This is a genomic window from Pelagibius sp., assembly GCF_028289705.1.
Taxonomy (GTDB): domain Bacteria; phylum Pseudomonadota; class Alphaproteobacteria; order Kiloniellales; family Kiloniellaceae; genus Pelagibius.
The window spans coordinates 15157-39025 of the sequence record NZ_JANQOI010000085.1; the positions used below are offsets into that span (position 1 = coordinate 15157).

Genomic DNA, 23869 nt, shown 5'->3' on the forward strand with positions numbered 1-23869 from the left:
ACGCGCACGAACTATCTGTCCTGATTGTTTGATTTGAATGTTCTGGCGGGGCAAGCGCTTCATTTTCGATTAATCCGATTGTGCGACCAATGCGGGAACAACGACCGCCGCACCGGAACTGAGTGATGATCGGCACCCTCCTCAGCAAGCTGAAGATTCGCACACGCATTGCCATCGCCCTGGCCCTGCCCCTGTTGGGCCTGCTCGTCCTATCGGCGATCTCTTTCACCAATCAATTGAAGACCTCGGGAGAGATGGAGCAGCTCGGTGAACTGGCCGAGTTGGCGCCCCAGATTTCCGCTTTGGTGCACGAGTTGCAGAAAGAACGCGGTGCCTCGGCCGGCTTCATCGGCCAAAAGGGCCAGGGCGCTTTCAGCGAGAAGCTGGCAAGCCAGCGCCAATCCACCGACGCGCAGCTGACCCAGTTCACCACAGTGATCGAGGCCTTTGAGGCCGGGCGCTTCGGCGCCGTGTTTCAGGACAAGCTCCGCGAGGCCCTGGACAGGGTCGCTCAGTTGGACCGGCAGCGGGCGGCGGTCAGCGACTTCTCACTCACCGTCGGCGAGATGGCGAAGTACTACACCACCACCATCGCCAAGCTGCTGGCTACGGTCGGTGAGATGGCGGTGCTCAGCACCAATGCCGAGGTGACCAATTCCATCGTTGCCTACACCAGCTTCCTTCAGGCCAAGGAGAGGGCCGGGATCGAGCGGGCCATGGGGGCCAACGGCTTCGGCAAGGGCAGCTTTGCTCCCAGGGTCCATCAGCGCTTCGTGTCGCTCATCGCCCAGCAGGGCGCCTTCCTTGCAGTGTTCAAGGCCTATGCCAGCGAAGAGCAACGCGGCTTCTTCGCCGAGACGCTCAAGGGCTCCGCGATCGAGCGGGTCGAGGCCATGCGCAAGGCCGCGGTCGGCAGCGTCTACGGCGGCGACCTGGGCGATACCACCGGGGCCCTGTGGTTCGAAACCATCACCCAGAAGATCAACCTGCTGAAGACCGTGGAGGACCGCGTTGCCGCCGATCTGCGGGCGCAGGTGGGATCGCTGGGGAACAGCGCCCAACGGACGCTGGTGACCGACTCGATCGTGATGGCGTTGCTGCTTTTGGCCACTCTGCTGATCGTCTCGCTCGCCGTCCGCAGCGTCACCCTGCCGGTTGCCGGCATCACCGCGCGGATGAATGCCCTGGCCGCGGGCGATCTTACGGTGGACATCACCGGCACCGAGCGCGGCGACGAACTGGGCGAGATGGCCCGCGCGGTGCTGGTGTTCAAGGAGCAGGGGATCGAGGCCCAACGCCTGCAGGAGGAACGCGAGCGCGACCGCCAGCGCAGCGAACAGGAAAAGCGCAGTGCCATCCATTCCCTGGCCGCGGACGTCGAGGCCAGCCTCGATCCGGTGGTCAGCGAGGTATCAGGCGCATCCGACCAGCTCCGCACCACGGCAGAGGGCCTTTCATCCGCGGCCGGGCTGACCAACGAGCGGGCGGAGCGAGTCTCGTCCGCCGCCGACCGGGCCTCGGGCAACGTCCAGGCGGTCGCTTCCGCGGCCGAGGAGCTCTCCGGCTCGATCGGAGAGATCTCCCGCCAGGTGGCACAGTCCCAGCAGATCTCGGGCAGGGCAGTGACCGAGGCGGTCCGGGCCAGTGAGACCGTGAACGGTCTGGCGGCGGCAGCCCAGAAGATCGGCGATGTGGTGAACCTCATCCAGGACATCGCCGAGCAGACCAATCTCCTGGCGCTCAATGCGACCATCGAAGCGGCCCGCGCCGGCGAGGCCGGCAAGGGCTTTGCCGTGGTGGCCAGCGAGGTGAAGTCGCTGGCCAACCAGACCGCCAAGGCCACCGAGGACATTGGCAATCAGATCAGCGAGATGCAGTCGGTGACCGGCAATACGGTCCAGGCCATCGAGAGCGTCCGCGCGACCATCGATGAGATCGGCAGCACCGCCACCGCAATCGCCTCGGCGGTCGAGGAACAGGATGCGGCGACCCAGGAGATCTCCCGGAACGTGCAGGAGGTTGCGCAAGGCGCCCAGGAGGTGACCAGCAACATCGGCGCGGTGACCGAAGCGGCCTCGCAGTCCGGTTCCTCGGCCAGCCTGGTGCTCCAGGCTTCCGATCAACTGGCCGACGGTTCCAAGGTCCTGCGCAGCAAGCTCAACGAATTCCTCGATAAGCTGCGCGCGGCTTAGAGGCCTGCGCAGAGAGATCCTTCTCCAATCCCTGCTGACTCAGGGCACGCATTTCAGGTCCCACCGCTCAGATTTCGTCGCTTGAAGGCCTGCCGGTGTCCCTGGCAGGCGTCCGCCAGATCACCCTCCTTTGTGATCAACTATTCGCGCGCGGCGCGGATAGTTGGCGTTCCTTGCGCGTCGGCGACACCGGAGCAAGGCACGCACAGGGGTGCCTCCGCCAAAACGCGCGGAGTGCAAGAGTCCGGCGACGTTCTGTTGAGCAAGACCTTCGACGAAACGTTCAGTTCGCACCATGCAAACGGCTATGTTGAGTCATCCATCGAATTAGTCAGCTTGTGTTATTAGTATGAGTAGTAAAAGATAGGTAGAAATAAAACCTATTAAAATAATCAGATTAAATGACAAGAATTCCCATGTAATGCAATGGCGATTATCTTAGGATTCACTGTTATTTAACTCGTATGTACGCTTATGGCCGTCACCGTTATTTTATCGACAGGACATAACGATGATCGGCAACCTTCTCAGTAAGTTGAGAATTCGCACGCGTATTGGGATCGCCTTGGCCTTGCCTCTGCTAGGCCTGCTGAGCCTCTCCGCACTGTCTTTCACCAACCAGCTCAAGATCGCCGGCGACATGGAGCGCCTCAACGAGCTTGCCGATCTGGCGCCGGAGATCTCGGCGCTGGTGCACGAGTTGCAGAAGGAACGGGGCGCCTCCGCCGGTTTCATCGGTCAAAAAGGCCAGGGCGCCTTCAGTGAAAAGCTGGCCAGCCAGCGCAAGGCGACCGATGCGCAGATCGCGCAGTTCTCGACAGCCATGGACGGCTTTCAGGCGGAGGGCTTCAGCCCGCTGTTCCAGCAGAAACTTCAGGATGCCCAGGACATGATGGCGCGTCTGGACCAGCAGCGCGCCGGGGTCAGCGGCTTTTCGCTCACCGTCGGCGAGATGGCCAAGTACTACACCACCACCATCGCAAAGCTGCTGGATACGGTGGGCGAGATGGCGGTGCTCAGCACCAATGCCGAGGTGACCAACTCCATCGTTGCCTACAACAGCTTCCTCCAGGCCAAGGAACGGGCCGGGATCGAGCGGGCCATGGGTGCCAACGGCTTCGGCAAGGGCAGCTTCGCCCCCACGGTTCATCAGCGCTTCGTATCGCTGATCGCCCAGCAGGATGCCTTCCTCGCGACCTTCCGGGCCTATGCCAGCGTCGGGGAGCGCAGCTTCTTCGCCGATACCCTCAAGGGCCCCGTGGTGGAAGAGGTGGAGGGCATGCGCAAGGTGGCGATCGCAAGCGCCTACGGCGGCAGCCTGGGCGAGGTCACCGGGGCCCTCTGGTTCGAGACGATCACCCAGAAGATCAACCTGCTGAAGGCGGTCGAAGACCGCATCGCGAGCGACCTGCAGGTCCAGGTGGGCGCGCTGGGCGCGAGCGCCGAGCAGGCCTTCATGGCCGAGGCGGTCATGACCCTGATCCTGCTTCTGGCCACAGCCGTGATCGTTGCGCTCACGGTCCGCAGCGTGACCGGCCCCGTGGCCGCCACGACGGGACAGATGAAGGCACTGGCCGGCGGCGATCTGTCGGTGGAGATCGAGGGAACGCAGCGCGGCGACGAGCTGGGCGAGATGGCCCGCGCCGTGCTGGTGTTCAAGGATCAGGGGATCGAGGCCCAGCGCCTGCAGCAGGAACGCGAGCGCGACCGCGAGCGCGGCGAGCAGGAAAAGCGCAGTGCCATCCAATCCCTCGCCGCCGACGTGGAGGCCAGCCTCGATCCGGTGGTCAGCGAGGTCTCCAGCGCTTCGGACCAACTGCGCACCACCGCCGAGGGCCTGTCCAGCGTTGCCGGCCAGACCACCGAGCGGGCGGGCAAGGTCTCTTCGGCGGCCGAGAGTGCCTCCGGCAACGTGCAGACCGTGGCCTCGGCGGCGGAGGAACTCTCCGGTTCGATCGGTGAGATCTCCCGCCAGGTGGCGCAGTCCCAGCAGATCTCGAGCAAGGCCATTGTCGAAGCCGACCGCGCCGGCGAGACCGTGAACGGTCTGGCGGCGGCGGCCCAGAAGATCGGCGATGTGGTGAACCTCATCCAGGACATCGCCGAGCAGACCAACCTCCTGGCGCTCAATGCGACCATCGAGGCGGCGCGGGCCGGCGAGTCCGGCAAGGGCTTTGCCGTGGTCGCCAGCGAGGTGAAGTCGCTGGCCAACCAGACCGCCAAAGCCACCGAGGACATCGGCAACCAGATCAGCGAGATGCAGTCGGTGACCGGCAATACGGTCGAGGCCATCGAGAGCGTCCGCGCGATCATCGATGAGATCGGCAGCACCGCCACCGCGATCGCCTCGGCGGTCGAGGAACAGGATGCGGCGACCCAGGAGATCTCCCGCAACGCCCAGGAAGTGGCCAAGGGCGCCCAGGAGGTGACCAGCAACATCGGCGCGGTGACCGAGGCGGCCTCGAATTCCGGCCAGTCCGCCAGCGAGGTCCTGCAGGCCTCCGAACAGCTCGCAAAGGGCTCGCAGGTTCTGCGCAGCAAGCTCGACGAGTTCCTGGAGAAGCTGCGCGCCGCCTAAGGCCTGTTGAGAGTCAGGACTCTAACTCGCTTCGCCCCGGGCCGGGACCGCGCTTCGCGGCCCGGGGGCGGGCACGCCTTCAGGCGCCGCCGCAGCCCTCTGCGCGGTCGCCTGTGGTTACCTGTCGTCGGTCTTCCCCGACCTTGAGGATGCGCGTGACCCGAGGCGTTTCGGCCTCATGACGGCCCGGTCACTGGCGAGGCCAACACGCATGAAGCCCGCGGCTCCGACGAGCCAAGCAGGCTTCTTGATCTTCACAGCGCGTGTCGGCCCGGGGCCGGAGACTGGCTAGGCGGCGATCCCTTCGCGCCAAGCACTCGTGGATTTGCAGGACTGGCAGATGCGTTCACCGGGCCATGAGCTGACGAACTCGGTGCGGCACATCAAGCAGCTGCGGCGCTTCTTCTCGTAGGTACGATCGGACTTAGGCTTTGAGTTTTTTGTAGAGTTGCTCATGCGCGGGTAGATAACGCCAGCCTGATTCCAATGCAACAAAAATGTTGCACTGCAGTGACGAATTGGCGCAGCTCAGGCCTGCGGAACCCGCATAGCGCGAACGTCCTGGTCGTCCTTTTGCGCCGTTGGAAATGCTTGGCCTGCCGCGATTCCCACCCGCTTGCGATATCAGAATATTTTCCTAATCGCCTCAAGCCTGGCGAGCGGCGGTGTCTTGGAGCTAGGGCCTTGCGGAAATGACGCCGGGGGCCCGCCATTTGTTCCTTTCTTCATGTTCTGTTAAGCTTTGACCAGTGCAGAGGTCCGTCGCAGGCGCCGGCCAGGAAGGTCAGCAGGGCGGACGACAAGGCACAGGGAGAGGCGAGATGTATCGTTCCGTGATGGAAAGCGAACAGGAGGGGAGCGAGCGTCGGCGGATCTGGCGTTGGCTTGAGGGCGTTGCCGTTGCGGCGGTGATCGTTGTCGGGGTGACCTATCTCTTCGGCCTGATAACGTTCTAAACCAGAACCCTATTTGCGTTCAGGGACCGGCCAGGGACCCGGCGGTGTCGCCGCGGGCCGGGCGGTTGTTGTGTCTATGCCGATGCGCCAGGACGCAAACTCACACGCACCTGGCCACGACCTGATCGCACGATAAATCCACTTGTCAGAATTTGGATTCTTCTTATCATCTTCCGCGCTGGTTCCGCCGGATCGGACGAAATGGCGGATTAAAAGGGAACCCGGTGCGCCGTACCCATCAGGGAGCAACTCCGGGGCTGTACCCGCAACTGTTAGCGGTAGGGAGTGCTCAATTACCGCCACTGGGGATGCCCCTGGGAAGGCGAGCACATCGATCCCGATAACCGCGAGCCAGAAGACCTGCCAGACAATTTGAAACCTTTTGCTGGGGCGGGTGTCCCCAAGGAAGATATCAATGCGTCCGCAAGCTCTCCCGGCCAAACGCCGCTCGGAATTCAATCTCACGACCGCCAGCACGCTGGATCATCTGATCGCCGTCAGCGTCGCCTGCGCGGGACTATGGACGATTATCATCGCGACCTTCGGCGTCTAAGCACGCCTTAGACCCATGCCCCGATCAGTATTGCTTTCGACCGCCGGGCTCATGCTCGGCTACCGGGATGTGACGGTCGTCGAAGACGTCGCCTTCGAACTTGGCCGCGGCGATGTGCTCGCAGTGGTCGGCCATAACGGTTCGGGGAAATCGACCCTGATCAAGACACTGCTGGGCGCTCTGCCGCCGCTGGCCGGCGCACTGCGCTGGCCCGCCGGGCGGCCGCAGAGAATTGCCTACCTGGGCCAGCGGACGGAGTTCGACAGCCGTTTTCCCATCAGGGTCCGCGATCTGGCGGCAATGGGCGCCTGGTCCGGGTTGGGATTTCTCGGTCGTGTCGACGACGAGTGCCGTGCCCGTATCGAGTCCGCCCTGGAGCGTACCGGCACCGCCAAGATCGCCGACATGCCGCTGCACAAGCTTTCGGCGGGGCAACTGCAGCGGGCGCTGTTCGCCCGCACCATGGTCCAGGACGCGCCGTTGATCCTGTTGGACGAGCCCTTTACCGCCATCGATCAGACGACGGAAGCGGCACTGCTGAGCCTGATCAACAGTTGGGCGGCCGAGGGGCGCTCCGTGATCCTGGTGCTGCACGACCTTTCCGCAGTTCTGCAGCATTGCACGTCAGCGCTGCTCCTCGGTGACGGCCGCGCGCTTTTCGGCGGCCCCAAGGAAACACTGACGCCGCGCAACCTGGTCGCTCACGGATACCTGTCACAGAGCCAGGCTGCCTGGATCGAGGGCATGTACAGGCAACAGGGTGTCGATCGTGTTTGAGTGGCTCGACTACGCCTTCATGATCCGGGCGCTGACTGCGACCACGGTCTTGAGCTTCTCCGTCGCGCCGATCGGCGCGTTCCTGGTGCTCAGGCGCTTGTCCCTCGCCGGCGAGGCAATGGCCCACGCAATCGTCCCCGGCATTGTCATCGCTTTCGTGGTCGCCGGGCTATCGGTTGCGTCCATGATCGTCGGCGGCTTGACCGCCGGAATCGCCGTCGCGGCGCTGACCAGCCTTCTCGCGCGCATGACCATCATCCGCGAGGACGCGAGCCTGGCGTCGCTCTATCTGATCGCGCTCGCGCTCGGCATCTTCATACTGTCGGCTGCCGGCTCGGCGGTGCCGTTGAAGAGCTTTCTGTTCGGCTCGATCCTGGGCATCGACGACGAGACCTTAATCCTGATCGGTGCCACCGCGACCATTACGTTGGTGAGCTTCGCACTGATCTTCAGACCGCTGATCACCAACACCATCGATCCGGTGTTCCACGAAAGCCAATCCAAACGTCCCGGCCTGGTGACCCAGTGGTTCATGTTTCTGGTCGTGCTCAATCTGTTGGGCGCGTTCAAGGCCCTCGGAACCCTGATGGCCGTCGGATTGATGATCTTGCCGGCGACCGCGGCCCGCTATTGGGTCTCGACGATCACCGGCTACTTGATCGTGACCTTCGTGTTCGCGCTGTTCAGCTGCTGGATCGGGCTCATTGTCTCATTTTATTTGCCGGACGTGCCATCGGGCCCGGCAATCGTGCTGGTGGCGGCGGTGTTTTTCGTCGTCAGCCTGATTTTCGCACCACAAGGATTCCATGCCGGGCTGCGGCTCAACCCGTTCCGCCGCCGGACCCTGCCTGCGAGTCCACCGAACCTCAACAAAGGAGACAAAGCTCATGAAGAAACTTCTTAGTGCCCTGTTGGTCGTTGGCCTGGCGTTTACCGCCATGCCTGCGGCGGCGGAAGAGAAGCTCAAAGTCGTTGCCAGCTTCTCCATTCTCGGCGACATGGTCCGCCAAGTGACCGGCGATTTGGCCGAGGTCACGACCATCGTCGGCCCGGATGCGGATGCCCACGTCTACACGCCCAGCGCAAGCGACGCCAAGGCCGTTGCCAATGCCGACGTGATTTTCGTTAACGGTTTGGGGTTCGAGACCTGGTCGAAAACCTTGATTGAAACCTCAGGGACCAAGGGAGACGTGTTCGTCGCGACCGAAGGTGTGGAACCCTTGAAGGTCGACGGCGAAACCGATCCGCACGCCTGGAACGCGCTCACCAACGGCATGATCTACATCGCCAACATTGCCAAAAGCCTGGCGAGCGCCGACCCGGAGAACGCGGCGACCTACCAGGCCAATGCCCAGGCTTACTCTGAAAGACTGTCTGCGCTGCACAGCCATGCACTCAGCGAGTTTAAAAAACTGCCTGCCGATCGGCGTACCGTCGTGACGGCCCATGACGCCTTTGGGTATCTGGCGGATGCCTACGGCCTGACGTTCCTGGCTCCGGTTGGCATCGACACCGAGGCCGAGCCCTCGGCCAAAGACCTCGCCGCGCTCATTGACCACATCAAGGAAGCCGGCGCCGGCGGGCTGTTCGTCGAGAACATCACCAGTCCGGCACTGGTGCAGCAGATCGAACGCGAAACCGGGATCAAGATCGGCGGGCGGCTGTATTCCGACGCGCTTTCAGAACGCGGCGGTCCGGCAACCAGCTACGAGACAATGTTCGAGCACAACCTGGATGTGCTCGTCCAGGCGCTCAGCGCGCAGTCGTAGCCTCCGGCACCTTGCTCCAAAACAAAAACCCCCGTGACGAACCCGGGGGTTTTTTGGTTGGCGGCTCCATGGATGCTCCGGACATGCCCAAGCATGATGGTCGAGAAGCCGTCAGGCGCGGGTTTCGTCCAGCGGCAGCACGTTGGTGTATTTCACCTGCTTGAGGGCGAAGCTGGACTCGATGGAGGCGACGTTGGCGACGCGGGTGAGCTTGGTCTTCAGGAAGCGCTCGTAGGCGGCGAGGTCGGCCACCACGACCCAAAGCTGGTGGCTGAAATCGCAACCACGTTCGCCGAACAAATGTTGCCAGATAGTTGATGCCGGTGAACCTTCACGGCGGTGTTGAACTCGTCTTGGGCTCTGCTCTTAGCAGAGCGCCAATACCCTTGTCGACTTTTGAAGGCGACATCTTGGCTGCCAACCGCACCACGCAGCCATCGTCTAGAGGGCGCTTCACGTAAGGGGCAGCATCTGCGACAATCACATGCACGTCATTCATTTGATTGTAGCTTAGATAACTCCTTTCCGCCCACAACATCGCCGTGAGTTCCCAGCACGTAATTCCGCCTTGAATTCGCGGTATGGCGTCCCTTAAGAATCCAGCAACGCTTCTCCATGACATCGCTTTAGATGCGTCAATGACTTGCTGGGCTTCCCTTGAGGCTTTAGGGATTTTTGGCTCTTGGTGGGGTTCTTTATCTGTCGCAGGTCCTGCGGCGGGTGCCTGGAGAGCGCTCCTCATCTCGTTCAGTTGAGCTCTAAGGCGATCATTTTCGACTTTGGCCAGCGCGAGTCTCGACTTAGCGCGCGAAGCCTCTTCTTCGTGAGTGACTGCTTTCTCGTGTGCCCTATCAAGCGCCATTCGTAGTTCTTGGGAGGGCTTGGAGGAATCGCCTCTCATTGAGTCGGCATTCAACCGCTCAATTTCAGCATTTGCGGCCGCGAGTTGTTCCGTGGTCTCCGTGTGCTTCGCGGTCAATTGTTCTAGTAGGCCTTCCACATTCGCCAATTCCGCATCAGCCTTCTCCACCGCCTCCAGGCTCGATGCAATCTCTTCGGCGGCCGTCGCTTGGTTTTCCTCAACGCTCTGTTCCAAGCTTTGGACACGCGAGAGCAGTTCATTGTTCTGCGTCTGCAGCATTTTGGCTTCGTCTATGAGCTCGTGTGATGGGCGCCCCGCAAGCCAATGCTCCAAGGCGTCAGAAGCTCCCCATCCCCACACGACTGTATGAGTGACGCTAAGGCCGGCGCCAACCGCTAGCCATACGGATATCGGCACTTGGCTCAGTAGTCCCCACCACCACGCGGCGCTATGGTCCTTGACGGCTCGAGTTTCCTTCATCCTCAGGCTTCTGATTCCGGATGGCGACTCCGAGGCAATCCATGATTCTAGGTCAAAGGTTAGTAAAGAGCACGCCTTCTAGCCGTCGGCCGCGCCATCCAGCGGCAGCACGTTGGTGTATTTGACTTGCTTGAGGGCGAAGCTGGATTCGATGGAAGCGACGTTGGCGACGCGGGTCAGCTTGGTCTTCAGGAAGCGCTCATAGGCGGCGAGGTCGGCCACCACGACGCGCAGCAGATAATCCTGGGTGCCGGTCATCAGATAGCACTCCAGCACCTCCGGATAGGCGCTCACCTCCGCCTCGAAGCGGTCCAGGTCTTCTTCCTGCTGGCGCTCCAGCTTGATGGAAATGAAGACCGAGACAGGCAGGGCGACGGCGCCCTGGTCCACCAGCGCGACGTAGCGCTCGATCACCCCGGCCTGTTCCAACTGGCGCACGCGGCGCAGGCAGGGCGAGGGGGACAGGCCAACCCGCTCGGCCAGTTCCACGTTGCTCAGGCGGCCGTCGGCCTGCAGCGCCGCCAAAATCTTCAGGTCGATCGCATCCAAAGGCATTCCTGGCACAATCTGCCAAGGATGAGCTCAGATGTCAGCAGAAATTCCAATTCTTCCGACTTGCCCAGCCTCTTTGGCATGTCATGCCCCGGACGGATGGCGTAGTCTGGGGCTTCGTGCCGCGCGCCGCAAAGCGATGTCCCGACCAAGGCGATGACAGAGACCCCGAACCTGAAGATGCTGCAGGCGCTGGAGCAGAAGGTGCTCTGGCTGTCCTCCTGGATGATCCACAACGCCAACCACCTGCGATCCAAGGACGACGGGCTGAAGGTGGGGGGACACCAGGCTTCCAGCGCCTCCCTCGTCACCCTGATGACGGCGCTCTATTTCCATGTGCTGCGGCCCGAGGACCGGGTGGCGGTGAAGCCCCATGCCAGCCCGGTGTTCCACGCCATCCAGTACCTGCTGGGCAATCAGAGCCGCGGCACGCTGGAAGACTTTCGTGGTTTCGGCGGCGCCCAGTCCTATCCCTCCCGCACCAAGGACGCCGACGACGTGGACTTCTCCACCGGCTCCGTCGGCCTGGGGGTCGCCGTCACCTCCTTTGCCAGCCTGGTGCAGGACTACATCAGCCTGAAGGGCTGGTCGCAGACCGGGCCGGAGGGGCGCATGGTGGCCCTGGTGGGCGATGCGGAGCTCGACGAGGGCAACATTTACGAGGCCCTGATGGAGGGCTGGAAGCACGGCCTGCGCAACACCTGGTGGGTCATCGACTACAACCGCCAGAGCCTGGACGCGGTGGCGCTGGAGGGGCTCTACGGCCAGTTCGACAAGCTGTTCCGCTCCATGGGCTGGGAGGTGGTGACCATCAAGTACGGCCATCTGCTGCAGGCGGCGTTCCGGGAGCCGGGCGGCGAGGCGCTGCGCGACTGGATCGACTCTTGCCCCAATCAGCTCTATTCGGCGCTCACCTTCCAGGGCGGGGCCGCCTGGCGTAAACGCCTGCTGGACGACCTGGGCGATCAGGGAGCCATGACGGCACTGATCGAACGCCGCGACGATGCCGAATTGGCATGGCTCATGACCAACCTGGGCGGCCACGACCTGCCGGCGATCCTCGAAGCCTTCGCCTCCGTCGACCACGACCGGCCGGTCTGCTTCATCGCCTATACGGTGAAGGGCTACGGCCTGCCGCTGGCAGGCCACAAGGACAACCACGCCGGCCTGATGACCCCGCCGCAGATGGAGGCCTACCGCGCCGGCCTGGGCATCCGCGCAGGCCGGGAGTGGGAGCCTTTCGAGGCCATGGCCCTGCCGCGCCCGGAGGTCGAGACCTTCCTCAAGGCGGTGCCCTTCAACGCCCGCGGCCGCCGTCGCTTCAAGGCCGCGCGGGTGCCGCTGCCCGACAGCCTGCCGGTTCCGGCGGGCGAGCTGCAGTCGACGCAGGAGGGCTTCGGCAAGATCCTCAACGAAGTGGCGCGGGACGACACGCCCCTGGCCCAGCGCATCGTCACCACCTCGCCGGACGTCACCGTCTCCACCAACCTGGGCGCCTGGGTGAACCGCCGCGGCCTGTTCAGCCACACACCGCTGGCCGATACCTTCCGCGACGAGAAGGTGCCCTCGGCACAGAAGTGGATCATGAGCCCGGAAGGCCAGCACATCGAGCTCGGCATTGCCGAGATGAACCTCTTCCTGCTGCTGAGCGCGCTGGGCCTGTCGCATTCCCTCTTCGGCGAGCGCCTGCTACCCATCGGCACGCTCTACGACCCCTTCATCCAGCGCGGCCTCGATGCCCTGAACTACGCCTGCTACCAGGACGCCCGCTTCATTTTGGTGGCCACACCTTCGGGCGTGACCCTGGCGCCGGAGGGCGGCGCCCACCAGTCGGTCTCCACCCCGCTCATCGGGCTGGCGCAAGACGGCCTGGCGGCCTTCGAACCCGCCTTCGTTGACGAACTGGCGAGTATCCTCGCCTGGTCCTTCGACTACATCCAGCGCGACGGGGAGGGACCGCCCGCCGGCCCCTGGCTGCGCGACGAGAAGGGCGGCTCGGTCTATCTGCGCCTCTCGACCCGGCCGCTGGAACAGCCTAAGCGGGTCATCGACGAAGGCCTGCGCGACGACATCATCAAGGGTGCCTACTGGTTGCGCCCGCCGGGGCCGAACTGTCAGGTGGTGATTGCCTATCAGGGCGCCGTGGCAGCCGAGGCCATCGCCGCTGCCGGGCTGATCGCCGAGGACCGGCGCGACGTCGGGGTGCTGGCGGTGACCTCCGCCGACCGCCTCAGCGCCGGCTGGCACGCCGCCGAGCGCGCGCGCCAGGAGGGCGGGGCCTGGGTGCCCTCCCACATCGAATCGCTGCTGGCGCCGCTCGACCGTGATGCCGGGCTGGTGACCGTCCTGGACGGCCATCCGACGACCCTTTCCTGGCTCGGCGGGGTGCGCGGCCACCGGGTGCAGGCGCTGGGCGTCGAGCATTTCGGCCAGACCGGCACGATCCAGGATCTCTACCGCCATCACCGCATCGACGTGGACGCCATCGTCGCCGCGGCCAACGCCGCCTCCGCCGGACGGCCGATCCGCTATCTGCGGGTGGTGCGCTGAGGGGTGGCCCGGGAGCCGGCGAAACGCCGCGGCTTGACAGCGGGCACCGCTCTTTGCGATAGCAGGACCATGAGCCAGCAGCGCGTCACCCTTCGGAAGGCCAAAAAATCCCCCACTCCGGGGGCAAGGGATCGCTGCGTGACCTGACAGTCAGTTCAGAGTTACGGATTTCAACCCCGCCGGTTCGGACGGGGTTTTTTTGTGTTGCTCCGTCTTCGGCTCAAGAGGAGACGGATGCCATGACTTCACATCACCCAAGCCCAAGCGGCCTTTGGCTGCCCCTGATCACGCCCTTTCGCGAGGGGGCGCTGGACGAAGCCTCGCTGCGGCGCCTTGTCCGGCACTACGCCGCCCAGCCGATCGACGGTTTGATCCTCGCGGCGACGACCGGTGAAGGTTTGACGCTGGACGAAGGCGAATGCGCGCGCTTGGTGGAGATTGCTGCCGAGGAGCGGGCCGCCGTCCGTTCGGATCTGCAGGTCTATCTCGGTCTCTCCGGCAGCGATACCCGCAAGCTGCTGCGGACACTGGAGCGGACGGCAGGCTGGTCCATCGATGGATACCTGGTGACCTGCCCCTACTACGTGCGGCCCTCACAGGACGGGCTGTTTCAGCATTTCTCAGCGCTGGCCGAGGCGGCGGTTCGTCCGATACTGATTTACAACATCCCCTACCGCAGCGGGATCAACCTGGCGAACGAGCAGATGCTGCGTCTCGCCGAACACGACACCATCGTCGGGGTGAAGGATTGCTGCGCCGATGCGGCGCAATCCTTCGACCTGCTGTGCCGGCGGCCGGAGAGCTTCGCGGTGCTGACCGGCGAGGACGCCTTGTTCTACAGCGCGCTGGTCCAGGGCGCCGACGGCGGCATCCTGATGTCCGCCCATGTCCTGACCGGAGCCTTCGCCGCGGTGCGGGCGACGTTGCTGGCCGGCGACCAGCCCGGCGCCCTGGCGCAGTGGCGGGCGCTGGCTCAAGTTCCGGCCTTGCTCTTCGCCGAGCCCAGTCCGGCACCGGTCAAGCATTGGCTCTGGCGCATCGGGTTGATCGACAGCCCGGAGCTGCGCCTGCCGATGACCGGGGTCAGCGCGGAACTGGCCCGGCGGATCGATCAGGCCGTCGGCCGATCTGCCGCGTGACCCTGGCGCCGTCCCCTGATCCACTTTTCGATCTCCAGGACCAGAAGAACCAGAATCCCGGCGGCGACGATCTGGAGACCCTGGACCGGGCTCAGCGGACGGGCGTCGAAGACCGCTGCCAGGAACGGCAGATAGGTGAAGAGGATCTGAAGTCCGGTCACCGCGGCGACGGCGATCAGCACGGCAGGTGTTCCCATCAAGCCGCGCCAGCTGAGCGAGGACGCCTTCAGATAGCGAACGCTGAAGAGGTAGAAGATCTCAAGGACCACCAGCGTATTGACCACCACCGTCCGGGCCTCTGCGATGTCCGCGCCTTGCGCCTGCGCCAGGGCGAACATGGCGAAGAGCACGGCGAGGAAGAGGGTCGAGACGAAGGCGACCCGCCAGATCAGAAAGCCTGAGAGAATGGGCTCTCCGGGACGCCGCGGCGGGCGGCGCATGATGTCGGGCTCGGCCGGCTCGAAGGCCAAAGCGAGGGCCAAGGTCACGGCCGTCACCATGTTGACCCAGAGGATCTGCACCGCGGTGATCGGCAGGGTGGTCCCGAGCAGGATGGCGGCAATCAGCACGAAAGCCTCGCCGCCGTTGGTCGGCAGGATAAAGAGGATCGCCTTTTTCAGGTTGTCGTAGACCGTCCGGCCCGCCCTCACCGCTTGAGCGATGGTGGCGAAGTTGTCGTCGGCCAGCACCATCTCCGCGGCCTCCTTGGCGGCCTCGCTGCCTTTGCGTCCCATGGCGATGCCGACATCGGCCCGCTTCAAGGCCGGGGCGTCGTTGACGCCGTCGCCGGTCATCGCCACCACGGCGCCTTGCGCCTGCAGTGCCATGACCAAGCGCAGCTTGTGCTCCGGGCTGGTGCGGGCGAAGACGGAGGTCTCGGTGACGCGGCTTTTGAGCGTTTCCTCGTCCAGGAGATCGATGTCGCGGCCGGTCAGGATCGATCCGGGATTTTCCAGGCCGAGCTGCCCGGCGATGGCAGCGGCTGTCCCGGCATGGTCGCCGGTGATCATCTTGACCTGGATGCCGGCGGCCCGGCAGTCGGCCACGGCGGCCACCGCCTCTTCGCGGGGCGGATCGATCAAGCCGAAGAGGCCGAGGAAGGTCAGGCCGTTCTCCACGTCCTCGAACTCCAGCACCGTCTGCGACGGGTCGGTGGTCTTCATGGCGACGGCGAGCAGACGCTGGCCGCTGGCGGCGATCTCCTCAGCCTGCGTCTGCCAATAGCGCTGATCCAGCGGGGCGTCGCCGTCCAGGCCGCGCTGCCGGGCGCACATTTCGAGAATCCGCTCCGGCGCCCCTTTCACGTAGATGAAGCCTTCGCCGCGGTGGCTGTGGTGGAGGGTGGCCATGAAGCGGTGTGCGGAGTCGAAGGGAATCAGGTCGGTGCGCGGCGCGAACCCGGTTTCCTTCTCCTGGTCCAGCCCCGCCTTGCAGGCGACGGCAAGCAGGGCGCCTTCCATGGGATCGCCCTCGATGGTCCAGTGGCCGTCCACCTCGTGAAGGCTTGCGTCATTGCAGAGAAGCGCCGCCCGCGCCACCTCGGCGAGCAGGGGATGGTCGTCGAGCGCCACCTCCCGGCCATCTAGGGAGAAGCCGCCTTGGGGCGCATAGCCGACGCCGGAGACCGTGAACAGGCGGCGCGCGGTCGCAAGGGAAACGACGGCCATCTCGTTGCGGGTGAGCGTCCCCGTCTTGTCCGAGCAGATCACAGAAACCGAGCCGAGGGTCTCGATGGCGGGAAGGCGCCGAACGATGGCGTTGCGCCGGGCCATGCCTTGCACGCCGATGGCAAGGGTGATGGTCAGGATGGCCGGCAACCCTTCGGGAATGGCGGCGACGGTCAGCCCGACCACGGCCATGAAGATCTCGGTAAAGCCATAGTCGCGGACCAGCAGACCGAAGGCGAAGACCAGGGCTGCGAGGGCGAGGATGGAGCCAGTCAGCCACTTCGCAAAGACGGCCATCTGCCGGGTCAGGGGAGTCTGCAGGGTGGTGACTTCCGAGAGCATGCCGCTGATCCGACCGATCGCCGTGTGCCCAGCGGTGGCGACGACGAGCCCCTTGCCCTGGCCATAGGTAACAAGCGTGCCGCTGTAGGCCATGGAACTCCGGTCGCCGAGCGCTGCCGTTTCGCCGACCGGCGCGACAGCCTTCTCGGCCGCAACCGACTCGCCGGTCAGCACCGCCTCGTCGATTCTCAGGTTGCGTGCGTCGATCAGTCGCGCATCGGCGGGAACCCGCGCGCCTGCCTCCAGCAGAACAATGTCGCCTGGCACCAGTTGGTCGCCCGGCAGCGCCTGGCGATGGCCGTCGCGCACCACGTCGGCCTTGGGTGCCAGCATGTTGCGAATGGCGTTGAGAGCGTTCTCCGCCTTGCCTTCCTGTATGAAGCCGATCACGGCGTTGATGACCACCACGGCGACGATGACCTGGGTGTCGATCCAGTGGCCGAGCGCGGCGGTGACCGCTGCCGCGGCCAGAAGCACGTAGATCAGCACGTCGTGGAACTGCGCAAGAAACCGCATGACAGGGCCGCGCCGGCGCGGCGGCGCCAGACGGTTCGGCCCGTAGCGCTGCAGCCGCGCGCGGGCTTCCGTCTCGCTCAGGCCGTCTGGGCCGCTGTTTTGGCCGGATATCGCCTCCTGGACGGAGGCCGCGTGCCAGGCCCGCTCATCCTTGGACCCGCCGTCACTGCTTTCCGGCTTCTCGTCGCGCTGAAGCATCACCATCGACTAACTCGTCTCAATACCAGGGAAGGGGCCGCCGCGTCGGACTTTGGCAGCGATGCGATCACTCGATCACTCTTGTCCTCGGATTGTCCAGCCTGATCCGGCGCTCAACGACTGTCCAGACCTTCGGCAAGGGCCGTCCGCAAGGCAATGATCCGCGTCAATCTGCCACGGGCGCGGGAGCGGGCCGATTCTGTCAGATATGTGAAAGATTTTAAGCGCGCACCCGCGGGAGCCTTTTGGGCCATGCCTGGAATTGAAACAGCACTGCACCGGCGACGATCAGGAGCAGCGCCAGCGCGAAGCCCTGGGGCAGGGTTTCGCCCAGGAAAAGGACGGCCACCGGCGCGCCGACGGCGGCGCCCACCGAACCGATCTGGCTGAGGTAGACCGGCCCGGCGGTTTGCTGAAGCCGGAAATAGGCGACGAACTGCAGGGCGAAGACCGCGATGTTGGTGCCGGTCAGGCCCACGAGGGTCGTGTTCTCCCACAGCTTAAGAACAGCGCCGGCGCCTTCGCTCAGGATCGCAAAGGGCGCGGCCAGGACGCCGGCCATGAGCAGCATCAGGGCGGCCAGCAACAGCGGCTGCGCGCCCTCTGGCCAGAAGCGCGTGCGGTAGAGGTTGCCGCCGGCGATGACCACGGGAATGGCCGTGGCGGTCAGCACCCAGGCGAGGGCATCGCCGCTGCCCGAGAGTCCGTCGAACTTCGCCGCCGCCAGCAGCAGCCCGCCGGCGAGAGCCACGCCCACGCCCAGCGCCCTCAAGCCGGCAATCCGCTCCATGCCCACGACCAGGGCGAGGAGATAGGTCAGCAACAGCGGGAACGCGAACACCAGCGAAATGTATCCGGCTCCCACATGGGCGACCGACAGATAGGCCATGGCCGTCGCCAGAGCCTGGAACGCTCCGGCCCCCAGGCTGTAGAGCAGCAGGGGGCGCCAAGCACCCTTCGCCTTGCCGCCGGCCGCCGCAGCAGCCAGAAGCAGGAGGCCGGCCCCGCCCATGACCAGTGTCAGGAACCAGATCATCGGCGCTCCTTCGGCAGCGGCGAGGCGCGAGACGATGATGGTGACCGCAAGCAACGCCCCGGTGACCAGGAGCAGGACCGGTGCGGCGAGACCGGCCTGGGAAGGTGCCCGGGAAGGGGCCTGGGAAGGCTGGGAGACGGCCATGAGACCTGCGTCCTTGTCTGACGGGCGGGGAGCTTATAGAGTATTACTTGGTATCAAGTATCTTGATGTCAAGATAAATGGAGGCCGCCATGGCCAAGACCGTGACCTCGGGCCCGAAGACCGCGAGCGAGCCCATGGACCGGGCTGCCCGCGCGGTGGTTCAATGGGGCGGGGAGTTCCCCGATTGGGATCTGCGTCCCATGGAGACTCTGGGCCGGCTGGCCGAAACCGCCCTGGTGGTCAGCCGCGATCACCTGTCCCCGGTCTTCGCGCAATTCGGCCTGCAGCCCGGGGAGTTCGACGTGCTGGCGGCCCTGCGCCGCTCCGGAAAACCCTACGAGTTGACGCCCACCGATCTCTTCGACATCACCATGATGTCGTCGGGCGGGATGACGGCGCGGCTCGACCGGCTGGAGCGCATGGGCACCATCGCGCGCCGCCCCAATCCGGAAGATCGGCGCGGGACCTTAGTGCGCCTGACGAACGCTGGGCGCAGTCTGATCGAGCGCGCGGTCCCGGAGCACCTGGCCAATCAGGCAAGGCTGACGGCCTGCCTCAGCGACGCCGAACTGGCCAGGCTTTCCGCGCTCCTCAAGAAGCTCCTCAAGCATGCGCAGAGCGCCGAATGAGCCGCCCGGAGCCGCTGACCTTAAGACGCCTCCATCAGGCGCTCGAACACGAAGGCCTTGGCGGAATGGCAGGCCAGCACCGGGGAGCGGCCCCGGGCCAGAGCGGTGGCGATGGCGCTGGCCAGCATGCAGCCGGTCCCACGGAGCGTGGTGGGGACGTAGGGGGAGGCGAAACGGTGGAAGGTGCCGTCGGCGCCGAACAGCCGGTCGACGGCCTCGGGGCCGTCCGCGTGGCCGCCCTTGATCAGGACGTAGCGTGGGCCGAGAGCCAGCAGGGACCGGGCCTGGTTTTCGATCTCCACTGCCGTCGTCGCCTGGGGCAGGCCGCAGAGGGCCGCGGCTTCGGGCAGGTTGGGCGTCAGCAGGTCGACGAAGGGAAAGAGCCTTTGCCGCATGACCGTGCGTCCCGCTTCGTCCAGCAGCGCGCAGCCCGAGGAGGAGGCCAGCACCGGGTCCAGCACCAGGGGCATGCGGGGTGCTGCCAGCAGCGTCTCGGCCAGGGCATGGACGATCTCCGCACGGCCCAGCATGCCGACCTTGATGGCGCCGGCGGGGCCATCGGCCAGAGCGGCCTGAAGCTGCGCGGTGATCAGCGCCGGCGGCATCTGCTCGGTGGCGGTGACCGCGCTGTTGGACTGGGCGGTCACGGCGGTGACCACCGGGCGCACCGCGCCGCCGAGGGCGGTGATGGTTTCGATGTCCCGCCCCAGCCCGGCGCCGCCGCTGGAATCGCTGCCCGCGATGACGAGCACGGAGGCCTTCGCGGCCACCGGGAACCGGGAGGCGGCGTGGCGATCCTGACCGATGGTCGCGTGCATCAGCCGCACCGCCGTGTCGCCGCCAGCCATTGCGCGGCGCGCTTTTCCGGATCGGCGTTGAGGGTGATGTCGGTGACCACGGCGGCGGAGTCGGCCCCGGCTTCGAAGACGCAGGCCAGGTGCTCAACCTTCAGTCCACCGATGGCGACGAGGGGACGTTCGCCGATCAGCTTTTTCCACTCACCAATGCGCTCCGGCCCCTGCGGCGCCCAGGTCATTTTCTTCAGGATGGTGGGATAGATCGGACCCAAGGCCACGTAGTCGGGATCATGGGCCAGGGCGCGGTCCAGCTCGGCATGGTCGTGGGTCGAGATGCCGAGGCGGATTCCGGCCTTGCGGATGGCCAGCGTGTCCGCCGTGTCGAGGTCGCCCTGGCCGAGGTGGACGAAGTCGCAGCCGGCATCGATGGCGGCCCGCCAGTAGTCGTTGACGATGAGCTGGCAGCCCCGTTTCTCGCAGAGCGCCTTGGCTCTCGCGATCTGGCGGCGGACGCTGTCGTCCGGCTCGTCCTTGATGCGCAGTTGGACCAGTTTGATGCCGAGCGGAAGCAGGCGTTCGATCCAGTCGACGCTGTCGACAATCGGATAGAAGGGGTCAAGGAAAGGGTTCATCCCAGCACCGCCTTTCCCAGAACCGGTGTTGAAGGAGCGGCCATGTCCCGCGGCTCCATGGGGTCGGCGTCGCGGGCGGCGAGACCGGCTTCCACGGCGAGCGCGAAGGCACGGGCCATGACGGCCGGATCGCCGGCCTTGGCGACGGCGGTGTTCAACAGCACCGCATCGAAGCCGAGTTCCATTGCTCGGGCGGCCTGCGAGGGCAGGCCGAGGCCGGCGTCGACGATCAGCGGAACCTCCGGGAAGTGCGCGCGCAGGCTCCTGAGGCCGTAGACGTTGGTGAGGCCGAGCCCGGTACCGATGGGGGCGCCCCAGGGCATCAGCACCTTGCAGCCGGCGGCAAGCAACCGCTCCGCCGTCACCAGGTCCTCGGTCGTGTAGGGAAAGACCTGGAAGCCCTCGGCGGAGAGAATGCGCGCCGCCTCCACCAGGCCGAAGACGTCGGGGCAGAGGGTGTCGGTCTCGCCGATCACTTCCAGCTTGATCCAGGGCGTGTCGAAGACCTCGCGTGCCATCTGCGCCGTGGTGACCGCTTCCTTGACGCTGTGACAGCCGGCGGTGTTCGGCAGCACGCGCACGCCCAGCGAAGAGATCAGCGACCAGAAGGCCTGGCCCTCGCGTCCGCCGGCGGCCTCCCGGCGCAGCGATACGGTGACCACCTCGCTGCCCGACGCCTCCACCGCCGCGGTGAGGATCGCCGGGGAGGGGTATTGCGCCGTGCCCAGCAGCAGGCGGGAGGTGAGTTCGACGTCGTAGACCCGCATGGCCGTCATCCCCCCTGCATGGGGACCAGCACCTCGAGGCTGTCGCCCTCCTCAAGCTGCGTGGCGGCGCGTTGCGCGCGCGGCACGAAGGCGCCGTTCACGGCCGTGGCCGCGGCTATGTGCTTGAACCGCAGTTCGACCAGCAGCGCGTCGAGGCAGACCGAACGCACCTCACGCGGTTGCCCGTTCACGATAATCTTCATCCATGATCTCCGGTGTGAAGCTGGGATCTGCAATGGTCTCCGCCAGCATCTCGGCGCAGGCGGGCGCCAGCAGAAAGCCGTGACGAAACAGGCCGTTGATGGCGTAGCTGCGCCCGCGGCGGCGCAGACGCGGCAGGTTGTCTGGAAAGGCGGGGCGGACGTCGGCCCCGGTCTCGACGATTTCCGCCTCGGCAAAGGCCGGGTGGATCGCGTAGGCGGCGTTCAACAGATCGACGATGCCGCGTGCGGTGACGCGGCCGCGCTCTTCCGACTCGATCTGCGTGGCGCCCAGCATGTAATGGCCCTCGCCGCGGGGCACCACATAGAGCGGGTGGCGCGGATGGACCAGCCGGACCGGGCGCATCAGGGTGATCTCGGTCGAGCGGAGGATCAGCATCTCGCCCTTGACCCCGCGGAGGTCCGCCAGCGTGTCCCTTGCGGCAAAGCCGCGCGCATCGACAAGCAGGCCGGCCGGATGATGGTCTTCCGCCGCCCGGTCGAAGTGAAACGCCACGCCGCATTCGCGGAGCCGCCGGACCAGCGCGGTCAAGGCGGCCCGCGGATCGAGATGGGCCTCCTTGGCGAAGAAGAGCGCGGTCGAGAAGCGCCCGGCGAGGTCGGGTTCGAGCGTGGCGATCCCTTCTGTGTCCAGTACCTCGTAGCTGCCGGTGCGCCGCGAAAAGCGGGTGAGCTCGGCGCTGTCGCGCGGCGCCGCAACCACCAGGGTCCCGCGCCTCGATACTTCGGGCACGCGCGCCGCCCACCAGTCGACTGCCGTCTGGCCGAGGCGGACGACGGCTTCGTCCGCCATCTCCCCTTCGCACCAGGGCGCCAGCATGCCGCCTGCGTACCAGGAGCAGGCGTGGCGCCCCGGCCCGGGCCCACGGTCGATGACCTCGACCTGATGACCCCGTTCCCGCAGGACCGTGGCGGCGCAGAGGCCGGCGACGCCGGCCCCCACCACGGTCACTCTTTTTGGGTCGGACACCGCGTCTACTCCGCGGCGCTGCCGGCCTTCTCCAGCGGCATGTAGAGATCGCCGCCGTCGCGGTAGCGCGCCGCCATCTCGTCCATGCCGGCCTTGCGGGCCTCGTCGCGGATGTCCTGGGAGATCCGCATGGAACAGAACTTCGGCCCGCACATGGAACAGAAGTGGGCCACCTTGTGCGCCTCCTTGGGCAGGGTCTGATCGTGGAACTGCCGCGCCGTTTCGGGGTCCAGGGAGAGGTTGAACTGGTCCTCCCAACGGAACTCGAAGCGCGCCCGCGACAGCGCGTCGTCGCGGGCCTGGGCACCCGGATGGCCCTTGGCGAGATCGGCGGAATGGGCGGCGATCTTGTAGGTGACGACGCCGGTTTTCACGTCGTCGCGGTCGGGCAGACCCAGGTGCTCTTTCGGCGTCACGTAGCAGAGCATGGCCGTGCCGAACCAGCCGATCATCGCCGCGCCGATGCCGGAGGTGATGTGGTCGTAGCCCGGCGCAATGTCGGTGGCCAGCGGGCCAAGGGTGTAGAAGGGTGCCTCGCCGCAGGTCTCCAACTGCTTGTCCATGTTGGCCTTGATCTTGTGCATGGGCACATGGCCGGGGCCCTCGATCATCACCTGGCAGTCCTTCTCCCAGGCGATCTGGGTCAGTTCGCCCAGAGTCTCCAGCTCCGCGAACTGCGCGGCGTCGTTGGCATCGGCGATGGAGCCGGGGCGCAGGCCGTCGCCCAGGGAGAAGGAGACGTCATAGGCCCGGCAGATGTCGCAGATCTCCTCGAAGTGCTCGTAGAGGAAGCTCTCCCGGTGGTGGTGCAGGCACCATTTGGCCATGATGGAGCCGCCGCGCGAGACGATTCCGGTGGTCCGCTCCGCCGTCAGCGGCACATAGGGCAGGCGCACTCCGGCGTGGATGGTGAAGTAGTCCACGCCCTGTTCGGCCTGCTCGATCAGGGTGTCGCGGAAGACCTCCCAGCTCAGGTCTTCGGCAACGCCCTTCACCTTCTCCAGCGCCTGGTAGATCGGCACCGTCCCGATGGGCACCGGGCTGTTGCGGATGATCCATTCGCGGATGTTGTGGATGTTGCGGCCGGTGGACAGGTCCATCACCGTGTCGGCGCCCCAGCGGATGGCCCAGACCATCTTGTCCACCTCCTCGGCCATGGAGGAGGTGACGGCGGAGTTGCCGATGTTGGCGTTGATCTTCACCAGGAAATTGCGGCCGATGATCATCGGCTCGGATTCCGGATGGTTGACGTTGGCCGGGATAATGGCGCGCCCGCGGGCCACCTCGCTGCGCACGAACTCCGGCGTCACATGGTCGGGAATGCTGGCGCCCCAGCTCTCGCCTTCGCGCGCGCTGTGTTCCCTGAGTTGCTCGCGGCGGATGTTCTCGCGGATGGCGATGAACTCCATTTCCGGCGTGACGATGCCGGCGCGGGCATAGGCGAGCTGGGTGACGGCCCGGCCGTTTCGCGCCCGCAGCGGCCGGTGGCGCAGCGGAAACTCCGGCGTCAGTTTCTCGCCGCTGACGAAGCCGTTGTCCTCC

The 23869-nt window shown here is 65.5% G+C and carries 21 protein-coding genes and 1 riboswitch; of the genes, 10 read left to right on the forward strand and 11 right to left on the reverse strand.

Annotated elements, in window-relative coordinates; genetic code table 11:
* The first annotated feature begins 125 nt into the window (after positions 1 to 125).
* The 7 genes from Q0996_RS10190 to Q0996_RS10220 all read left to right on the forward strand — a co-directional run bounded on the left by Q0996_RS10190 (position 126) and on the right by Q0996_RS10220 (position 8825).
* Positions 126 to 2192 (forward strand): methyl-accepting chemotaxis protein, encoded by a 2067-nt coding sequence (locus Q0996_RS10190; RefSeq protein ID WP_299618571.1) that lies wholly within the window; start codon positions 126 to 128, stop codon positions 2190 to 2192.
* A gap of 571 nt (positions 2193 to 2763) precedes the next feature.
* Complete coding sequence (locus Q0996_RS10195; protein ID WP_299618574.1) at positions 2764 to 4770, forward strand: methyl-accepting chemotaxis protein; 2007 nt, start codon at positions 2764 to 2766, stop codon at positions 4768 to 4770.
* Positions 4771 to 5591: 821 nt separating this feature from the next.
* Complete coding sequence (locus Q0996_RS10200; RefSeq protein WP_299618577.1) at positions 5592 to 5726, forward strand: hypothetical protein; 135 nt, start codon at positions 5592 to 5594, stop codon at positions 5724 to 5726.
* Positions 5727 to 5888: 162 nt separating this feature from the next.
* A riboswitch (cobalamin riboswitch) is annotated at positions 5889 to 6109 on the forward strand.
* A gap of 32 nt (positions 6110 to 6141) precedes the next feature.
* A complete protein-coding gene (locus tag Q0996_RS10205) occupies positions 6142 to 6279 on the forward strand; it encodes a hypothetical protein (RefSeq protein WP_299618579.1) in 138 nt (45 codons plus the stop codon).
* A 15-nt stretch (positions 6280 to 6294) separates the two neighbouring features.
* Positions 6295 to 7056 carry a metal ABC transporter ATP-binding protein gene (locus Q0996_RS10210; RefSeq protein WP_299618582.1) on the forward strand — a complete coding sequence of 254 codons (762 nt, stop codon included), beginning with the start codon at positions 6295 to 6297 and terminating at the stop codon, positions 7054 to 7056.
* Positions 7049 to 7960, forward strand: a complete 912-nt coding sequence (locus Q0996_RS10215) for a metal ABC transporter permease (protein WP_299618585.1) — start codon at positions 7049 to 7051, stop codon at positions 7958 to 7960. The genes Q0996_RS10210 and Q0996_RS10215 overlap by 8 nt, the downstream gene beginning before the upstream one ends.
* Complete coding sequence (locus tag Q0996_RS10220; RefSeq protein WP_299618588.1) at positions 7944 to 8825, forward strand: metal ABC transporter substrate-binding protein; 882 nt, start codon at positions 7944 to 7946, stop codon at positions 8823 to 8825. The genes Q0996_RS10215 and Q0996_RS10220 overlap by 17 nt, the downstream gene beginning before the upstream one ends.
* 111 nt (positions 8826 to 8936) lie before the next feature.
* Here Q0996_RS10220 and Q0996_RS10225 read toward each other — a convergent pair whose 3' ends face one another.
* The 3 genes from Q0996_RS10225 to Q0996_RS10235 all read right to left on the reverse strand — a co-directional run bounded on the left by Q0996_RS10225 (position 8937) and on the right by Q0996_RS10235 (position 10731).
* Positions 8937 to 9125 (reverse strand): Lrp/AsnC ligand binding domain-containing protein, encoded by a 189-nt coding sequence (locus Q0996_RS10225; RefSeq protein ID WP_322096681.1) that lies wholly within the window; start codon positions 9123 to 9125, stop codon positions 8937 to 8939.
* Positions 9126 to 9156: 31 nt separating this feature from the next.
* The gene (locus Q0996_RS10230; protein ID WP_299618591.1) at positions 9157 to 9966 is read right to left on the reverse strand and encodes a hypothetical protein; all 810 of its coding nucleotides are present in this window, start codon (positions 9964 to 9966) and stop codon (positions 9157 to 9159) included.
* 279 nt (positions 9967 to 10245) lie between these two features.
* Positions 10246 to 10731 carry an Lrp/AsnC family transcriptional regulator gene (locus tag Q0996_RS10235; protein WP_367575664.1) on the reverse strand — a complete coding sequence of 162 codons (486 nt, stop codon included), beginning with the start codon at positions 10729 to 10731 and terminating at the stop codon, positions 10246 to 10248.
* Positions 10732 to 10875: 144 nt separating this feature from the next.
* Between Q0996_RS10235 and Q0996_RS10240 the strand changes: the two genes are divergently transcribed.
* Positions 10876 to 13269, forward strand: a complete 2394-nt coding sequence (locus tag Q0996_RS10240; RefSeq protein ID WP_299618597.1) for a transketolase — start codon at positions 10876 to 10878, stop codon at positions 13267 to 13269.
* Between the two features lie 239 nt (positions 13270 to 13508).
* Positions 13509 to 14408 carry a 4-hydroxy-tetrahydrodipicolinate synthase gene (gene dapA / locus Q0996_RS10245; RefSeq protein WP_299618600.1) on the forward strand — a complete coding sequence of 300 codons (900 nt, stop codon included), beginning with the start codon at positions 13509 to 13511 and terminating at the stop codon, positions 14406 to 14408.
* Here the strand turns inward: dapA and Q0996_RS10250 are convergent.
* Positions 14381 to 17137, reverse strand: coding sequence for a cation-transporting P-type ATPase (locus tag Q0996_RS10250; RefSeq protein WP_299618603.1), 2757 nt, complete (start codon positions 17135 to 17137; stop codon positions 14381 to 14383). The genes dapA and Q0996_RS10250 overlap by 28 nt on opposite strands.
* 214 nt (positions 17138 to 17351) lie before the next feature.
* Positions 17352 to 18311, reverse strand: a complete 960-nt coding sequence (locus tag Q0996_RS10255; protein ID WP_299618606.1) for an EamA/RhaT family transporter — start codon at positions 18309 to 18311, stop codon at positions 17352 to 17354.
* Positions 18312 to 18400: 89 nt separating this feature from the next.
* Between Q0996_RS10255 and Q0996_RS10260 the strand changes: the two genes are divergently transcribed.
* Complete coding sequence (locus tag Q0996_RS10260; protein ID WP_299618609.1) at positions 18401 to 18940, forward strand: MarR family winged helix-turn-helix transcriptional regulator; 540 nt, start codon at positions 18401 to 18403, stop codon at positions 18938 to 18940.
* Between the two features lie 20 nt (positions 18941 to 18960).
* Here Q0996_RS10260 and thiD read toward each other — a convergent pair whose 3' ends face one another.
* The 6 genes from thiD to thiC all read right to left on the reverse strand — a co-directional run.
* Positions 18961 to 19788, reverse strand: a complete 828-nt coding sequence (thiD, locus tag Q0996_RS10265; RefSeq protein ID WP_299618612.1) for a bifunctional hydroxymethylpyrimidine kinase/phosphomethylpyrimidine kinase — start codon at positions 19786 to 19788, stop codon at positions 18961 to 18963.
* Complete coding sequence (locus tag Q0996_RS10270) at positions 19758 to 20369, reverse strand: thiamine phosphate synthase (RefSeq protein WP_299618615.1); 612 nt, start codon at positions 20367 to 20369, stop codon at positions 19758 to 19760. The genes thiD and Q0996_RS10270 overlap by 31 nt, the downstream gene beginning before the upstream one ends.
* A complete protein-coding gene (locus tag Q0996_RS10275) occupies positions 20366 to 21136 on the reverse strand; it encodes a thiazole synthase (RefSeq protein WP_299618618.1) in 771 nt (256 codons plus the stop codon). Before Q0996_RS10275 ends, Q0996_RS10270 begins: the two co-directional genes overlap by 4 nt.
* 5 nt (positions 21137 to 21141) lie before the next feature.
* Positions 21142 to 21327: a sulfur carrier protein ThiS gene (gene thiS / locus Q0996_RS10280; RefSeq protein WP_322096682.1), complete on the reverse strand. Its 186-nt coding sequence runs from the start codon at positions 21325 to 21327 to the stop codon at positions 21142 to 21144.
* Positions 21308 to 22327: a glycine oxidase ThiO gene (thiO, locus tag Q0996_RS10285; protein WP_299618624.1), complete on the reverse strand. Its 1020-nt coding sequence runs from the start codon at positions 22325 to 22327 to the stop codon at positions 21308 to 21310. Before thiO ends, thiS begins: the two co-directional genes overlap by 20 nt.
* A gap of 5 nt (positions 22328 to 22332) precedes the next feature.
* Positions 22333 to 23869 (reverse strand): phosphomethylpyrimidine synthase ThiC (gene thiC, locus Q0996_RS10290; RefSeq protein ID WP_299618627.1); only part of this gene is annotated, 1537 nt, incomplete at its 5' end.

Excerpts from the sequence above, each read along its gene's own strand:
- Q0996_RS10275 (WP_299618618.1), bottom strand. The coding sequence starts at position 21,136 with ATGCGGGTCTACGACGTCGAACTCACCTCCCGCCTGCTGCTGGGCACG.
- Q0996_RS10250 (WP_299618603.1), bottom strand. The coding sequence starts at position 17,137 with ATGGTGATGCTTCAGCGCGACGAGAAGCCGGAAAGCAGTGACGGCGGG.
- dapA (WP_299618600.1), top strand. The coding sequence starts at position 13,509 with ATGACTTCACATCACCCAAGCCCAAGCGGCCTTTGGCTGCCCCTGATC.
- Q0996_RS10205 (WP_299618579.1), top strand. The coding sequence starts at position 6,142 with ATGCGTCCGCAAGCTCTCCCGGCCAAACGCCGCTCGGAATTCAATCTC.
- Q0996_RS10270 (WP_299618615.1), bottom strand. The coding sequence starts at position 20,369 with ATGAACCCTTTCCTTGACCCCTTCTATCCGATTGTCGACAGCGTCGAC.
- Q0996_RS10200 (WP_299618577.1), top strand. The coding sequence starts at position 5,592 with ATGTATCGTTCCGTGATGGAAAGCGAACAGGAGGGGAGCGAGCGTCGG.
- thiD (WP_299618612.1), bottom strand. The coding sequence starts at position 19,788 with ATGGCTGGCGGCGACACGGCGGTGCGGCTGATGCACGCGACCATCGGT.
- Q0996_RS10230 (WP_299618591.1), bottom strand. The coding sequence starts at position 9,966 with ATGCTGCAGACGCAGAACAATGAACTGCTCTCGCGTGTCCAAAGCTTG.
- Q0996_RS10210 (WP_299618582.1), top strand. The coding sequence starts at position 6,295 with ATGCCCCGATCAGTATTGCTTTCGACCGCCGGGCTCATGCTCGGCTAC.
- Q0996_RS10240 (WP_299618597.1), top strand. The coding sequence starts at position 10,876 with ATGACAGAGACCCCGAACCTGAAGATGCTGCAGGCGCTGGAGCAGAAG.
- Q0996_RS10260 (WP_299618609.1), top strand. The coding sequence starts at position 18,401 with ATGGCCAAGACCGTGACCTCGGGCCCGAAGACCGCGAGCGAGCCCATG.
- Q0996_RS10220 (WP_299618588.1), top strand. The coding sequence starts at position 7,944 with ATGAAGAAACTTCTTAGTGCCCTGTTGGTCGTTGGCCTGGCGTTTACC.
- Q0996_RS10255 (WP_299618606.1), bottom strand. The coding sequence starts at position 18,311 with ATGGCCGTCTCCCAGCCTTCCCAGGCCCCTTCCCGGGCACCTTCCCAG.
- Q0996_RS10190 (WP_299618571.1), top strand. The coding sequence starts at position 126 with ATGATCGGCACCCTCCTCAGCAAGCTGAAGATTCGCACACGCATTGCC.